The organism is Pedobacter sp. KBW01 (assembly GCF_003852395.1).
Taxonomy (GTDB): Bacteria; Bacteroidota; Bacteroidia; order Sphingobacteriales; family Sphingobacteriaceae; genus Pedobacter.
Genome location: NZ_QAJQ01000031.1, coordinates 1 through 15,574, shown reverse-complemented (window position 1 = coordinate 15,574; position 15,574 = coordinate 1). Strand labels below are relative to the sequence as shown.

Below are 15,574 nucleotides of genomic sequence, written 5' to 3'. Positions count from 1 at the left end.
ATTTACCGTCAGCAGCATGGCGCCTGTACCCAGGTTCTTTACCTTGGTACCGGTCAGCAGGCTTTTGGTCCGCTCTTTTGGTGCCTGGCCTGACCCTGGCTGGCCAAAGCTGTCCGGAAAGTCGTAATCATCGTAATAGTTTATACTCAGTACATCAATGTTAGTCAATACCACATCACTCTGGGGAATGGTATTGCTGCTGTAACCATAGTAATCCGCTGAGCGTGTTTCCCATAAAAGCCCGCTCTGCCCGTCCACTGCCGTTTGAAGTGCAGGGCGCAGCTGACTGCTATTCTTCTCTATACCCGTCATCACTACGCGTCCAAAGGCATCGTATTTGGTAAATAACCATTGGCCGTTGCCCCGCTGCACGGCATCCTGGGTAAATACCACCTGGTCAAGCTTGTTGTAAACCATAAACTCCCAGCCCTTGCCCGGAATCTTTTTCTCCACTACCCTTTTGCGGCCGTCGTAATGGTAGCCGTAAATAAACTGGTCGAAAACCGTTTGGGTTTCGTCAAAACTGTTCAAGGCTTGCCCGTTCTCGTTTATAGCCGGTGGCAATACATAACGCAGGTTGCCCAAATCATCATACACATAATAGGTACTCAGACTCTTAATTTTGGTTTCCCAGACCTTTTTTAATACCACGCGCCCTTCAAAGTCCTTAAATTCTTCGGTAGTACCCATTTTTTCGTCGGTAAATTGCCAGTTCTCATCTTTAACAATGGTTTTGTACAATTTGCCCGGCAGGTAAACCCCGGCTGTTGCCCCATTGTCGGCACCGTTTATCGTCCAGAGTTTTACCTCATCCAACACATTGGTACCATAATCGGTTTTAAGCGTATGGCCTGCGCTGATTTGCCAGGCTTCGCCTGGGGCACCCTGCTGCAATACGCGGTTAAGTGGCGAGGCTTCGAACTGTATTTCGGCAAAAGGATAAGCGTTTGCTTTTACCCCTGCTGTAGGACCATTGTAAAAGGCAAGCTGATCGGCAAGTGCACCGGCACGGTAATTGCCTGTGGTACCTGTTTGTGCAGCATAAGGCTGGTATTTAAATTGCTCACGGCCAAAAGCATCGTAAGCCACAGGTTGTACAATATCTTTAAAACCCGGGCTGCCCTGTACCTGCACGGTTTGCAAAGGCCTGCCTAAGCCATCCAAATACTGGATGGTCTGGTTTTCCTCGCATACATTACGGCTGTTGCCTAAAGTAGTATCGGTTACAGCTACCTTAAAGCTACGCGTGAGGATGTAGTTCTGGTTAGCACTCGGCGTTGAAGATAACGGCTGGCAGTTCAGGTAGCTCAAACCCGTGGTAAAAATGCGCACCGCACCGGTGGTCTGGAAACCATCAACCAGCGTTACACTCAAAGGCGCACTGATTTCGCTTTCGCCATTATGCACCGATACCACCTTTTGGGCAAATACCTGGCTACCAAGCAACAATAGCGCTGCTGCGCAAAAATGAATATTTAGATATTTCATGAGCTGTAGATTGTTAATTAAGATTTATGAATAATTATTGAAGAACCGTACAAGGGCCATTATGAGCATCCTCTATTAAATCAATACTTCTGGTTCCATCAGTCCATTCATAGTGATAAACACAAGTATAAGTAGTTCCACGTACTCCATTTTTAACTGAGCTTGTGTAAACTTTTATACCTTCTACGCATTCGCCATTTATAACCTTATGGTCTATTCCATGACATGGCACATCTACCGGGCAGGCATTCGTTTGACCTAAAGAAATCCACCTCAAATTATTATAACTAACACTTATTGGATTAATATCCTTTTGCTCGGCTTCCTCTATACCGGTATTTTTATTATTTATATCTACGACACATCTTTTATTTCCCGTAGCTTCCCAAATCGGATCATTTATTAAAAAATTGTAGCTATAATTTTTAACTATATTGTTGTTTCTATCCTTTACATTTAGTAGTCTTTGATAAAGGTCATAATCAAAAAAGTTGTCTAGATTTTTTGTATCCGTACTCACTTTTATACCAATCAAAGGGTCGTAAATATAACTACTTATCATGCTGTTTGATAAACCAACATGGCTGCGAAGAGGCAATATGAAACTCCGCACCTCCTCTTCAGAAGGAAATTGTTTTGTTAGAAAAGCATCAGCAACAGATTTTCCGCCTAAAATATTCTCAACATTTGTGAAATCTGAGTTTTTAACTTCTGCTATTAATAATGATTTATCATAAGCCCACAAATAACTAATTTTTGGCCCATTTGCCTTGGCAACTTCCAATGGGTTTCCATTCTCATCATATTTATAGTATTGAAGCCTCGTTTCTACATCATAGGTTTTAAATTGACTTTTAACGATTTCAGGTAAAATAAAATCATTTACTTCCCACCCCCGGCGGTATTCTTTAATAATCTTTTGTCGTTTTAATCCGTCAGTTAATTCTTCATACTCTATCACAGGATTAAAAATATGCCGGTTTATCATTTCCTGATAAGGAATTGTATTTCCAGACGCAACCATCTCATGTGCATAACGGTTAATAGTTGAGTGCACTTTACCATCGCTATTTGTTTGTATTGTTTTAGTCAATAATTGATGGGCAGTATTATCATATTGAAACTCTTCTATTGAGGAAATTGGCTGTTGGCCGTTTGAATCATATAAAATAGTTTCTGTTTTTATTGGATATGTCCATCTTGAAAATAAATTATATTGATTTACATTAAGGTATACATAATCATTTAAATTATTTTTAGGTAAATTTAAAGTAGTTCCGCCAGGGTCTGCTGTGAATACATAGAAAGGATACAAGGCTTCAAGCCGTGTATCATCCAAATACGTTGTTTTAACACGTTTAATAAAAATATATTCATTATTTTTTTTAGTAAAATTATTTTGTTCTATCTCTTGATGGCTATTGATACCAGTATTAGAGAAAGATACGCCTTCAATGAAGTTTCCCATTAGTGCACTTGGGTAACCATCAGTAGCATTGAGGAATACGTGTTCAATACCGCCATTTTCATAATTGTCGCCTATACTTTCCACTACCCGATCATAATAGATATGATTGCCTGTTAAATCGCTAATCCCATAAACATTCCCAGATGAGAATTTAAGGAAGTGTTTTGTAACATAAGAGTAATTTCCATAATTACTAAAAGTTCTTGTTCTACTTTGATATATTGGTTTCTCACTTACCATTTTCCCCGTAGAATGCCCATCTACTAAATTATTATAGTTATAATTTTTAACAGTTTGTTTGGCAGTTATCGGATCAAAAGTTATGACTCTTTTAATCCTTACACCAGCTACTTCCTTATTTCCGGTAAAAGGGTAACTATTTGTATAAGTGAAGTTACAATAACCTCTTGCATCTCCTCTAACCTTCACCGCTAAACGGTATGTTCCGGGCTGAAAGTAAACATATATAACCTTGTGCTGATCCACAACTGCTTGTCCATCAGTAAATTGTGTAAAACCCAGCAAATAATCCTCTGCATCAGCCAGCCCTGCATTAACTAAATATTCTCCACCTGGGTAACTTGGTTGTCCATTGGATGCCCTATTCATAGGGACACACCCAATATTTACTTTCACTGTACTTGCACATGTAACTGTAAAAGGTTCAGAATAAACTATTATATTATGCTTTAGTGTTGAGGTAGCCTCTTTATATACGGAGAAAGTGGAATCTGGAACATCACAATTCTTATCCATTGCCATATAAACTGAATTTGCCTCATAGTCAATACTTTCACTTGCGCCTGTTGGAAAGGTAATGCGTTTTAATAAACCTATTTTTGAATAGGCGAAATCAGGATTACGATCTCCATAGCCCTCATATCTAAAAGCATTTGCTATTATGGGATTAACTGGCTCAGGAACGAGAGTTTTATTATTCTTTCCATTAAAATAGCCATAGTGATCTTGCGAAAAAGAAAGTCTTGGAGGAACCTTGTCTAAATCATTATATTCAAATAAGTATTTTTTATCATTTACAATTATTGCATTTAGAAACAATCGCTTACTCACATTAAGGTTATTTACATAGTTTGTATATTGGTTTTGATAATAAGATGAGGTAGTTATGGTATTGTAATTAAGTTGGATATTCTGTAAAGGAATATCGGCTATAGAAGGATTTTGATTTCGATATAAACCAATATTGAGCAAATAAAAATCTCCAACAAGATCTGCTCTTTCCTCGTAATTAAATTTCAGATAACCATTAGTAGCGGAGTTGCTGCTAATGTCAGAAAGATATACGCCTTTATTATTTATAACAGTATAGCTATGATCTTCTTTATCAGCTGGTCTAGTTTGCGTTGGCTCTACATCAGGTCCATCAAAACTCGAATAATCAAAATAAATAAAAGTTTGATTGGTAGAGGCCATATATTTAAATTCACAATTCGAGTAGGATAGCGTTATAAAATCTCCCAGAGGATGTATTATACGAGTTAAAAACCATGCATTTTTTATTTCGGCACGGTACTTTGGATTAAGCGAATTAACCGAGGATGAAGATTCTATTGCTGTAAAATGATATTTTATTCCATCAGCACTTGTTATGACAAACCCGCTATTAATATCACCTTCGATTTTAAGGTTGTTTTGCTCTAACTTTTTTATTCCTCCGTCATAAATGATAAACCTCCCAAAATTACCGCAAAAATTAAAGGTAAAAATATCGGCCTGCGTATCATAACCATTTATTGATGAGTTAATGTAAGAATTCAAAGCAGAACCCGTTGTACCTGGAAAATCTGTTGGTGGATTAACAAACCCACCTCCATCAGGGTTGCCAAGAACTGTCCTACTGATAGCACCACCGGCATTGAGTGTCCATCCTGTCCCTACCCTTGAAGAAACCTGATCAACCTTAAAGCCATCGGCACTATAGTCTAAACTAATGGGCAATGATAGATTCCTCGTTTTATAGGTATACAGTGGGATACTGCTTTTAGCACCTCCGGATGACATATTGGAACTCACAAGTGCATACTTCCCCAAATCCGAAGCAGTTGGTGATGGCGGTAGGATATTTGGAATATCGGTTTGAGGAGAGGGAGTAACTTGAGAGTAGCATAATGTATGCAAACCGAGGCAAAGAAATAACAGGAAATTTTTCATTTAAATAGTTTATTTTTTTTGAGAGTAAGTTTATCTTATTTCTTGTGTTGCTAATATTTAATTAAATATTCTAGATTTAATCAATTAACAATTATTGTCTTAGCCTTTTTTATTCTCAAAATAGCACAAGCAAATCTTCTCAATCTTTATTTATTATTTACCCTAAATGAATAAGATAAAATGAACGGTGTTTTATTTATTACTTGAATGCACTTAACAGAAGTGTAATAGTTTTTAATTTTTCAAGATTATTGTTTTATTCATTAATAGAGAAATCTTTTTGACGAACGATACTTTTCGAGTGATATTCTATACCTTTTTCTTGACGAACGTGATTTTGAGCTTTCGTAAAACGCCAAAAATTCCTTTAAAAAAACAGAAAAAAGCCTTAATTCTCCTTTCCTACAAGCTGCAGTTCGAGACTAAGTTTATCTGTTTTTTCTTCGTTGCCATTGGCGATTTTCTTCACCAGTTTGGCACCGGCAATTTTGCCAATTCCCCGGCTTTTGGCTAAAGTATCGAGCAGTTTAACAATATTGAAATAACTGCCCTTGAAGATGAATTTCTGAGCCACTATACCCCGTGCAATTTCACTGGTATCTTTTTCTGCACCATTAATATTGGGGCTAAAATTGATCTCCACATTTTTGGCAATGGCCATGGCCGATACCGATTGCCATAAGCGGTTTTCACGGTCTTCGTGCCTTACTTTATAGCCTTTTAATACCGATTGGTAGAAAGCATGTTTGCGTTCCAGTTGAGGGAAAGCCGCATCGGGTTCCTGTCCGGGTTGTTGCGCAGCTTTTAACTGCTGGTTTAAGGCAACCGCCGAAATGGCTTTTTCGAAAGAAAACAGATAGGCAAGGTATACCACAGCCAGCATGAGCAAAGCCAATACGATTTTCTTATTCTTCAGGTTTAGTTTGGCGAGCATATTAATATTGGATCAAAAGATTAAATTCAAAATTTTCTGATTCTGTGTCCTGCTGGTAACGCAGGAGCTTAACTTCTTTTGCCCACTTCTTTTCTTTAAGCAAAAATATCCAGTTGTTTACCGCCGTCAGGTTAGCGGTTTCGCCAGCTATCTTTACCAATGCCAGCACATCTTCTGCCCCAGCAACCTCTTCTTTTACCTGATCGAATACAACCTCGTTTAAGGTAAGCGCCCTGGGCTTGCTGCTACCAATTTCGTTCAGCAAAAAAGCATGGCTATAGCCGCCATTCCAGCCCAGTTTGTTTAACAATATTTTTTGTCCAGTAATTTCTTTCTTAAGCAGGTCGCTTTGGTCGGCGGTGGCTGTAAGTGCGCCTACCTGCTCGTTTAATTTTGCATTCTCGGAATTATAATGGGTTAGTGCTAAAAAACTAATGACTAAAAGGCCTAATAAGGCGAAAACAAAAATTCCTGCTTTTTTCTTAAGTTTTGATAGTTCCAGAAAATCTTTAAAACGGTTGTCTACCTGTGTATCATCTGCTTTAATTGCCAATAACTTCCCGTGCAAAAAAAGCTGAAAGGCCAAAGCATAGGGCACCAGCAAAGCAGGTTTGAGTTTGGTATCGCCCAGTTTTAAATTGCCAATATTTTCTGTTCCTTCTGCATAGCGATAACCGGATAATGCACCTGCTTGATCAACATTAAATTGGTGCCCACTAGCCGAAAATCCTTCATCCGTTCCGCTTAACAACTTCCATATCGAAATTACCGGTAAGGCCCCCAGGCTTAAAGCATAAACATGCACACCTGCGGTTTGCAATTTCCCCACCATATCATCGGCCAGGCTTTTTCTGATGATGCTGATCCAGACCAGATCGCCTGAAAAAGCCTCCTGTACATAAAAATCTTTTCTTTCAACAGAAGGGAAGGCTGTTCTAAACAAATCTTTATTTTCTGTTCCACTCCCCTTAACCTGCTTATGTATTATCCCCTTGCCGCTAATAGCCAGTGTAACCGGAATTTTGCGTGGGAGGCGTTCGAGTACTTTTACCAGTGTACCTTCTACCGTATGGTGTTCTGCAGCATCTATGCTATCGCCTTTACGCGTAATTACCGCATAGCTGCAGCGATAGGTTTCGTTTTGCAACAAGGCAAGTTCAATAGCCAGTATTTGTTCAAAGGGTTCGAACATGCCTAATATAAAATTGTAGGTTTAATAAATACCAGTGTTACCACTTTGTTGTTCGATTTCTCCCTGCTGCTGAAAAGCCATTTCAATATTGGAATCCGTGATAAAATAGGCACCCCCGAACCATTCTCACTGCTTTCAGTTCGTTCTAAACCACCCAGTACAATCATATCTTCGTTTTTAGCCCTGATAATAGAACTGAATTTGCTCGTTGATTTGGGTGGTGGTGCATTTAAAGGCGGATTACCGATAAAATCGGAAATGTTTACCTTAATGTTCAGTGTAACCTGGTCATCGCCCGAAACAACAGGCTTGATATCGATTTCGAGATTTGCATTCACCTCAGTAAACTGCTCGGTTACCACCGTTTGCGCGTTTAACGAAGGAATCACATTTTGGGTTTTCTGACTATAGAACCGCGAGCTTCCGATGCTTAAATTCGCCGAGTGGCCATTCAAGGTTGATAATTTCGGTACCGAACGGATATCGACATTATTATTATTTTCGAGCGCACTGAGCTTCACATAAAAGTTGGGGGTTACCCTCCCCAGGTTTACCGAACCATTCCTGCCCAGTTTGGAAAGAAAATTATTAATAGAATTGGCTCCAAAAGTATAATCGATACCCGGTAATATCGTACCACCCGTCCGAACGCTATCAGAAACCCCGGCAGAAATACCGGTTTTAACAGATTTTCCTTTTCTTACATCTACTAACGTTACTTCTATCAGTACCATGGGTACTACCCGATCGATTTGTTTAATGTAATTCTCGATTTCATTTACCTGTGGAGAAGCCCCCGAAAGTAACAAGGTGTTCTGTTCCCTGAATTCTTTAATCTCAACACCTTTTTTCCATTCGGACGGGATCATCATCTGAATGGTATCCAGCGAGCGGTGTTGCAATTGCACAATCCTGTTGGCCCTTAACCCCTCTAGCTTTCGATCGCCAATCAAATACACACCTCCATCTTTTTTAAAAGTGTACTCAGTCCCCTGCAATAAGGCTGTAAGAAAAGTATCATAACCAATCCCGTTTAATTTGGTACTCACCGTTCCTTTAATATCTGAATAGATAAAATAATTGGCACCTACCTCATTTGAGGCCGATTTAATCAAGTCCAGTATCGGTGTATTCAGCGCATCAACACTTACCATGCGGTTGCCCTGGTTATCTTTTCGGCCACTTAAATTAAAATTTGAGGGTCCTTGCCCTGCCGCAGTTTTATTACTTCGTTTTACTGCTGTGGCCTGATCGCCGTTTACATAAAGCTCTTCGCCTTCGCCTAAAGCCTGAAAAATAAATACCCCATCATTGGTTTTGCTCATTTTAAGCTCATTGGCATAAGCCAGTTTTTCTAACGCTACCTCAAAAGGAGCTGCAGCAATAAAACCACTTACTTTTTTGCCCATCAGTGCCACAGGGACCACCACATTTTTTTGCGAAAGCTGGCTAATTTTCTTCGCTACCTGGCTTAAGGTATCGTTATTGAGTTCAAACCCCAGGTATTCGTTTGATGCATTGTAGTTAACACGAAAATCTTTGGGTATTACTGCAGGCTTGGGTGTTTGCACCTTGGTTACCGACATGATGGAACCAATGAGATTAATATCCAGATCGTATTCTTTGGCAATGAACAAGATCACATTCATGGCTGTTTCATTACGGAAATTGGTATAAACCTTAAAGTTCAGTTGCGGATCGATATTGATATTCAGATTGTTGGCCTGAGCCAGTGCCCTTAAAAACTCCTGTGCAGAGGCACCCGACATCGACAGTTGAACAGGCTGGTTTAACCCAGGTACGGTTACCGAGAGATTTCTGAGGCGTTCTTCAATGGCCTTTAGTCGTTCCTGACTGGTAACCTGGGCCGAGGTGGTTAAAACGGATAGGTTTAAGACGATAAAGGCCAAACCCATCAACATTTTGAGTATCGTTTTATTCTTCATTTAGATAGCGAGTAACAAAGGGTAAATTTCTTCCATGGAGGTTAGTCCATCGGCAAATAAGGCAAAAGCATTTTTAGATAGTGTACTTATTTTTTTCTCTTCAAGGATAGGCTCAATAGCCATATTCCCTTTCCTGATTTCCTGTGAGAGCTCGGCATCAATCGGGATAACCTCATAAACAGCCTTCCGACCGCTGTAACCAGTATAATAGCAATGTGCACAACCGGTAGCAACAAAATGGGTGTTTACTGTTTTAGGTGGGGTAAACTGCCGCGGATAGCGCCCTGCCTCAAGCGTTTCTTCTTTTTTGCATCTCGGGCAAAGCAGCCTCACCAGGCGCTGGGCCACAGTGGTGTTCAACGTATTGGCCACCAAAAAGCCAGGTATGCCCATATCCATTAAACGCGATACGGTTCCCCAGGCAGAATTGGTGTGAATGGTTGACAATACCAAGTGACCGGTAAGTGCCGCCCTGATAGCCATATTAGCCGTTTCGGGGTCACGGATCTCCCCTACCATAATTACATCAGGATCTTGCCTTAAAAAGGTACGCAATGTGGCCGCAAAACCTAATCCGATATTTTCTTTTAATTGCACCTGGTTTACACCTTCAAGCGTATACTCAATCGGATCTTCGATGGTGAGGATATTCCGTGTACTTTTATTTAAAAGCTTTAATGTAGCGTAAAGCGTAGTGGTTTTTCCCGATCCGGTTGGCCCACTAATTAAAATAATACCATTTGGCCGTTGCACACCTTCCATATAATGTTGCATATCCTGTTCGGATAAACCGAGGGTATTTAAATCGATATCTGTGCTACTGTTATTTAATAATCTGAGCACTATTTTTTCGCCATAAAGGGTTGGCAATACCGATACCCTGATATCGAAAGCCGCAAAACGTGAAGAGGTAAACTGAATCCTGCCATCCTGCGGTAAACGCTTTTCGGCAATATCCAGGTTGGCCATGATCTTGATTTTATTGATCAGCGCAGGATAATCTTTCTTTTCGATCTGGTAACGTTCAATCATCATCCCATCTATCCTTACCCTAACGCGCGAGCGTTTTTCGAAAGTTTCGATATGGATATCACTGCTTTTTAACCGCCTGGCTTCTTCAATCAATACATTTAAAAAATCATCATTGGCAGAGATTACCGAAACCTCCTTTTCATCACTTTCTACCGGCACATCGCCCAGATAATATTTGGAGATCAACCTGCTGATTTCCTGTTCGTCCAGGGGTAATAAAGAGATGTTACAACCCAGCATTACCTGCAATTCATCAACAAGCTGATCCTGATCGCCAAGGCCATCCCAACACAACACCAAATTGCCGTTTGCTCCGCGTTCTTTCGGAAATACACGGTATTCCATGGCAAACTCCTTGGATATCAATCCCAGTATTTCAGGTTTAATTTCCATAACCTAACAAATTTATGAGGTTATCATCAGCAAGCAGGTTGATAAACGGAAAATACCAGCTAACAGCTATCAGGATCATATACATCAAAGCCTGGTACCCGGCTAAGGGTATTTTTTTACCATGAGCGCTAGACTGATATCCAAAAATTGCCGTCACCAGGATAATCAGCATCAGACTTAAAAGGTAAAAAAGCACATAATTTAAAAAGGAAAGACCAAAACACAGTACCACCAGGAAGAACAAATCTCCTAAACCGAAAAAGCCATCAAATATATTGGTTAGTTTTTTTTGTTTGATCGAAATATAGCCAGTGAGTACCGCAAACTGCAAAGCTAAAAACAGACTGCTTTTTACTGCCTGTGAAATTGTAGCCGTAAAACCCAGTGTCTGTACTGAAGCAGCTGCCATAACCAGCAAAAGTACCGGAAACATCCACCAGTAAATTCCCCGGTACTTAAAATCCTGATAAACCATGCCTGCTAACAGCATAAAAATCCCACCCTGCAACAAAAACATTAATCGGCAACTACTTCCTTTAAGTTTTTGTCCTGGTCTATCTGCCAGACATTGAAAGTACCATCGCCATCAAAATCGGCAACAGCTGTGGCTTTGGCCGTAAAAGTATTGTTGGTAGCCGCTGTAATTTCGATTTTATAATTGGCTTTGCCATCTTTAGCATCTGAGGTTAGCTTCTCCTGGATAAACCCGATTTCGAGCAAATCCACAGAATATTTAGAATGTTCGTAAAAGTAACTCTGCTCGAGCTTAGCCACATGCTCCAGCTGCATTTTAGCTTCGGTTGTTTTGGCTTTGGTAATCAGCGGCATCAGATTAGGCAATGCCAGCAAGATCAATATGCCAATAATGGCCAGTACAATCAGAATCTCCGTAAGGGTATAAGCGTTGAGTTTTTTAGATGTATTTATTTTCATTGTACACGTTAATTTCTTTGGCCCGCTTAGTTTTAATAAGACGAGGGTGTAAAATGCAAAGAAATAAATAATTTTCCCAATATTTTTGACGAACAACAGAAATCAAATGATATTATTTCACATTAGCGTGAAGGACGAAATCTGGAATGGCTAATCAGTTTACTTTTTAACAATTAAAATTCTGCAAAATTTTGTCTTTAACAAAGTATATCCTCCCCTCCCGGTAACGAATACAAAATGGCCGCAATTACTAATAGGAGTCTTCGAAACCTTAAGGGCCTCTAAAGACCAGATCTGGATTGCCCCCCACAAATAAACAAGAGACGGTCCTTTACCGGACAACAGCCTCTAAATATAAAATCTGTTAAGCACAAGTCATCCGCTTACACAAAGACTTACGCGAATAAGGGACTAACAAGGTATTTATTATTTACAGACCCTGAAATGAAGTTTTTCTTTTCCCAAAAGCATAGCAGTCATTCTTCTGTAAAGGATGTATATTGCCGTTCATTACATCAAAAGCATAACGTACGTTACCCAAATGATCGCTTAGCTTATAGTGGTAGGTATAAATGCCACCATTGGTTTAATTCTGTCCAGAAAAACAAAAAGCCTGGCGCTAAGGCCAGGCTAAAATGTAATCTGTTTAAGCACAAGTCATCCGCTTACACCTCCTAAAACACTAAGACTTGCACTAGTGAAGGGATAGTTTTTTAGGCATTGAGCGCTCTGAAGATTATCCAGCTCGCTAAATTCCATTTCAGGACATACGGCGCAAGCAGGGCTAATCAAATTTGAACTCCTACACAAATAGCAATGACCGGCAATTTATATCGCCAGGCATTGCAACTTTATCTATTTTGTGAGACAGGCATCAGTAAAATACCTTAGAGGGACGCTAAAACTAGATAGGTTTATATCTCCTGGTTTTGCCACAATTTTATCCATTTCCCACATCCCACGGAATTGTGTCAGACTAGGAGTTTATTTAGTATTATATTTATCTGAGACTTCACCCGTTTTTGGGTTAATAATTATTGCTGTATCACACCAGTTAAACAGCACTATTTGATCCATATCATTTTTTTCACATTAACATAAGGGCAATCTTTCGACTTTTGGATTAATTCAACTTTCCCTATTTGCCATAAAAAATCTCCGCACAATTTTATTCCAAATACATTTTGGTTGTACACCTCGTTAGCAGGAATATTTAAAATAAGTATAATTATATCTTCAACCAATACTGCTTGTTTTATTGGGTATTTAAAAACAAGTGGTTCCCCTGTATTAAAGTGAGGAACGAGCTGACTGTTTTTTTTGCCCGGGGTCTTCGTCGGGGCTCAGACTGACACCCAACACACAGGCTATTATTTCAATGGATGATGTTTGTTCAAGGCTTCTTTCAAGTCCTCAAAATTGTTTGTTTGGTAACGCTCTGTACTGCTCACATAACGATGTCCAGCCATATACTGAACCGTTCTTAAGTCTTTTTCTTTCAGCCATTCGGTAATTACACTTTGACGGATCTGGATTGCGTTCTTTAACTTGGGATTGATTTTTCTTAAGGCATGATTTAGGCACCAATCCCATAACAGGAGAGGTATTTCCTGCCGATAGCCCATACAACCAGCCCCAAATCATTAGGGCGCTTTTCTTCGCCATTAACGAACTCGAAGCCCTCGCCGATAAAGGAAACTAGGGAATGCCATGGAGTGAGGAAGAAGATACATTGCTTACACAACGTTTCAGCGAAGACATTAAGATAACTCAACTCGCTAAACTACATTCCCGTACCTATGGAGCAATTAAAGCCAGGCTAATTAAACTAGAACTCTTGCAGAAATAACAAGCCCAACAGTTTTATTGGGCTTTGTTATGTAAGTTACATTTTGGTCTTGGCGAGACGCTAAGACTAGATAGGTATATTTCTCTCCATGAAGCTATTCCCACTTCTGCCAGTCTGAATCTTTACTTTCTCTCCATAAACCTTCACCTATAGACAGATCTATAATTGGCCATAATGTAGTATCTATCCCCAAAATTGTTCCCAACGGAACTATTCTAATATCTTCTTCTTTAACATCTGGCCCCGGCCCCGAAAACATTTCCCATACACCTTCTTCCCACCTAGTAAGTTCGGTTATTGTCTTGCCTGTTAACGCATCAAAATCAGTAATTACATAAGAATTTACTGGTGCTTTTATATTCCAATCTGCGTCAAGCCATTTCCAAATAGGATCATTTAGGTTCCTAGATTCCGACATTAATGGTATATCTAGTGTTCTTTTTACTGGAATAATTTGATAAGCGATAATTTTACTTGTATCATAATAATCATATACGCCCAACATCATTTTTTCAGCCCAAGATGGGTCTACCTTCCTCAAGTAAAAGGTACTTTCGTTAGGTAATGAAAACTTAGAATCAACGATATACCCAGATCGCAATCGACTAATTACATGATCAAATACCACCTCATTATCTTTCACTGAGTTAAATCCTCCTGCCATGATCAATTCAAAACCTAGCTCTTCAGTTAATCCAATAGAGTAAGAAAAATCTGGATGCTGTCCACCATTAACGAGCGTAATGTGATAGCCATTTTTATCAATATTTGTTCTGATAATATTTAAAAATTCCTTATTTGTCATTATTAGTTATTTTTTTGTACTGTGTAAATAAGTATGACATTCTTTACAGACAGGAGTAGTTTTTGTTCCTCCATCTGCATGTCTCTTTGGATAATGATGTGACCTTGTATCTTCAGGTTTTGTTTTATTACCGCAATTTGTGCAGTTATTATCGTTAGCTTTTCTCTCTGCTTCTTTTTCTTTAGCTGTAGGAACTCTTTTCTTTTCTCTCTCTGCTGGAGGAACTGTTCCTTTACCAGTTGGGGATTTTTCAAGTTTTCCTGCCGTACCTCTTGCTGTTGTATTAGGCTCTGAAGCAGTTTTCTTTGCTTCATTTACCTTGTTAATACGCTCTTCAATTTGTTTAAATGTTGCAGTGGTAGAAACAATAGTAGGAATGATTAACGAACTAGGTTTTGAAGGAGACGGTTTCCATCCATTGGAACCCATATCTTGGGGTAAAAAAACTCCCACAACAACCCCTGCAATAGCAGTTGATGCCCCCACACCGACAACTTCTACGCCTTCAGCTATAGTAGCGAGTCCTCTTAAAATTGCGCCACCAACAGTTAACACACCTGTTGATGCTGTTTGTTTTGGCTTTGGATCTTCTCCGTCATCAAAATCTTCATTAACATCCTCTCCAAACATTCCATCTGGATCTGTATGGCGAATAGGATCATCAAACGCATAAGCATAAGGCGTTGTCTTTCGATCAAGTTCAGACATAGGATCCACCACATTCCATCTACCAATCACCGGATCATAGAACCTTGCGCCATAATCATATTGGCCTAACTCCTCTTGTAACTCCTTACCATTGTAAAGGTACTTGTTAAGCCCCGCTTTTGCAACCGGCTCTTTTCTCAAACCAAAAGCATAATAATCATCACGTTGCAATACCTCTAACTGGTTAGTATTTGGATTACGGTAAAAAGTAACCCTTACATTCCCCAAATGATCGCTCAGGTTATATTCATAACTGTAACTGCTACCATTTCTACGGGCCAAGCCTTCTTCAGTTTGGATGAAATCGATGCTGTTATTGGTGTATTGGATACCATCGATATAATTGGTGGTGATACCACCTGCTTGTTTTTGCAATTTTTCACCAGCGGCAGTATAAGTATAGTTAACATTCGGACCAGTAACCGAAACAGGCAGGTTAAGGTAATTATAATTAATGTTGGTAATACCCCTAGCCGTATTGGTTTTCTGGTTACCATTAGCATCGTAGCTATAGGTACCGTTGGTAAAACCACTAATGGCTGTCAACCTGTTCCCATCGTAACCCGTATAGTTGTAGGTACCAAAATTATCACGGGTTAAACTGGTAATATTACCCATCACATCATAACTAATAGTTTCGCCAAGGTTATTGCC

At 39.6% G+C, this 15,574-nt stretch carries 10 protein-coding genes; all 10 read right to left on the bottom strand.

The annotated features are described in order from the left end of the window. Positions 1 to 1,488: DUF6443 domain-containing protein (locus DBR40_RS23580; RefSeq protein WP_233603972.1), on the bottom strand; the 1,488-nt coding region annotated here is incomplete at its 3' end. Between the two features lie 34 nt (positions 1,489 to 1,522). After that, positions 1,523 to 5,128, bottom strand: coding sequence for a hypothetical protein (locus tag DBR40_RS23575; RefSeq protein ID WP_124562193.1), 3,606 nt, complete (start codon positions 5,126 to 5,128; stop codon positions 1,523 to 1,525). A 388-nt stretch (positions 5,129 to 5,516) separates the two neighbouring features. Further along, on the bottom strand, positions 5,517 to 6,062 hold the full coding sequence (locus DBR40_RS23570; protein ID WP_124562192.1) for a hypothetical protein: 546 nt from the start codon (positions 6,060 to 6,062) through the stop codon (positions 5,517 to 5,519). A gap of 1 nt (position 6,063) precedes the next feature. After that, entirely contained in the window at positions 6,064 to 7,254 is a 1,191-nt protein-coding gene (locus tag DBR40_RS23565; RefSeq protein WP_124562191.1) for a hypothetical protein, read from the bottom strand. Between the two features lie 2 nt (positions 7,255 to 7,256). Beyond that, entirely contained in the window at positions 7,257 to 9,200 is a 1,944-nt protein-coding gene (locus DBR40_RS23560; RefSeq protein ID WP_124562190.1) for a type II secretion system protein GspD, read from the bottom strand. Beyond that, on the bottom strand, positions 9,201 to 10,625 hold the full coding sequence (locus tag DBR40_RS23555; protein WP_124562189.1) for a GspE/PulE family protein: 1,425 nt from the start codon (positions 10,623 to 10,625) through the stop codon (positions 9,201 to 9,203). After that, entirely contained in the window at positions 10,615 to 11,142 is a 528-nt protein-coding gene (locus DBR40_RS23550) for a hypothetical protein (RefSeq protein ID WP_124562188.1), read from the bottom strand. Before DBR40_RS23550 ends, DBR40_RS23555 begins: the two co-directional genes overlap by 11 nt. Further along, the gene (locus DBR40_RS23545; protein ID WP_124562187.1) at positions 11,142 to 11,558 is read right to left on the bottom strand and encodes a type IV pilin protein; all 417 of its coding nucleotides are present in this window, start codon (positions 11,556 to 11,558) and stop codon (positions 11,142 to 11,144) included. Before DBR40_RS23545 ends, DBR40_RS23550 begins: the two co-directional genes overlap by 1 nt. Positions 11,559 to 13,501: 1,943 nt before the next feature. After that, entirely contained in the window at positions 13,502 to 14,212 is a 711-nt protein-coding gene (locus tag DBR40_RS23535) for a DUF4262 domain-containing protein (protein WP_124562186.1), read from the bottom strand. A gap of 6 nt (positions 14,213 to 14,218) precedes the next feature. Then, a partial coding sequence (locus DBR40_RS23530; protein ID WP_148090181.1) for an RHS repeat domain-containing protein occupies positions 14,219 to 15,574 on the bottom strand: 1,356 nt, incomplete at its 5' end.

What these genes read in the sequence shown, in the direction of transcription:
- DBR40_RS23575 (WP_124562193.1), bottom strand. Translation starts at nt 5,128, where the DNA reads ATGAAAAATTTCCTGTTATTTCTTTGCCTCGGTTTGCATACATTATGC.
- DBR40_RS23570 (WP_124562192.1), bottom strand. Translation starts at nt 6,062, where the DNA reads ATGCTCGCCAAACTAAACCTGAAGAATAAGAAAATCGTATTGGCTTTG.
- DBR40_RS23565 (WP_124562191.1), bottom strand. Translation starts at nt 7,254, where the DNA reads ATGTTCGAACCCTTTGAACAAATACTGGCTATTGAACTTGCCTTGTTG.
- DBR40_RS23560 (WP_124562190.1), bottom strand. Translation starts at nt 9,200, where the DNA reads ATGAAGAATAAAACGATACTCAAAATGTTGATGGGTTTGGCCTTTATC.
- DBR40_RS23555 (WP_124562189.1), bottom strand. Translation starts at nt 10,625, where the DNA reads ATGGAAATTAAACCTGAAATACTGGGATTGATATCCAAGGAGTTTGCC.
- DBR40_RS23550 (WP_124562188.1), bottom strand. Translation starts at nt 11,142, where the DNA reads ATGTTTTTGTTGCAGGGTGGGATTTTTATGCTGTTAGCAGGCATGGTT.
- DBR40_RS23545 (WP_124562187.1), bottom strand. Translation starts at nt 11,558, where the DNA reads ATGAAAATAAATACATCTAAAAAACTCAACGCTTATACCCTTACGGAG.
- DBR40_RS23535 (WP_124562186.1), bottom strand. Translation starts at nt 14,212, where the DNA reads ATGACAAATAAGGAATTTTTAAATATTATCAGAACAAATATTGATAAA.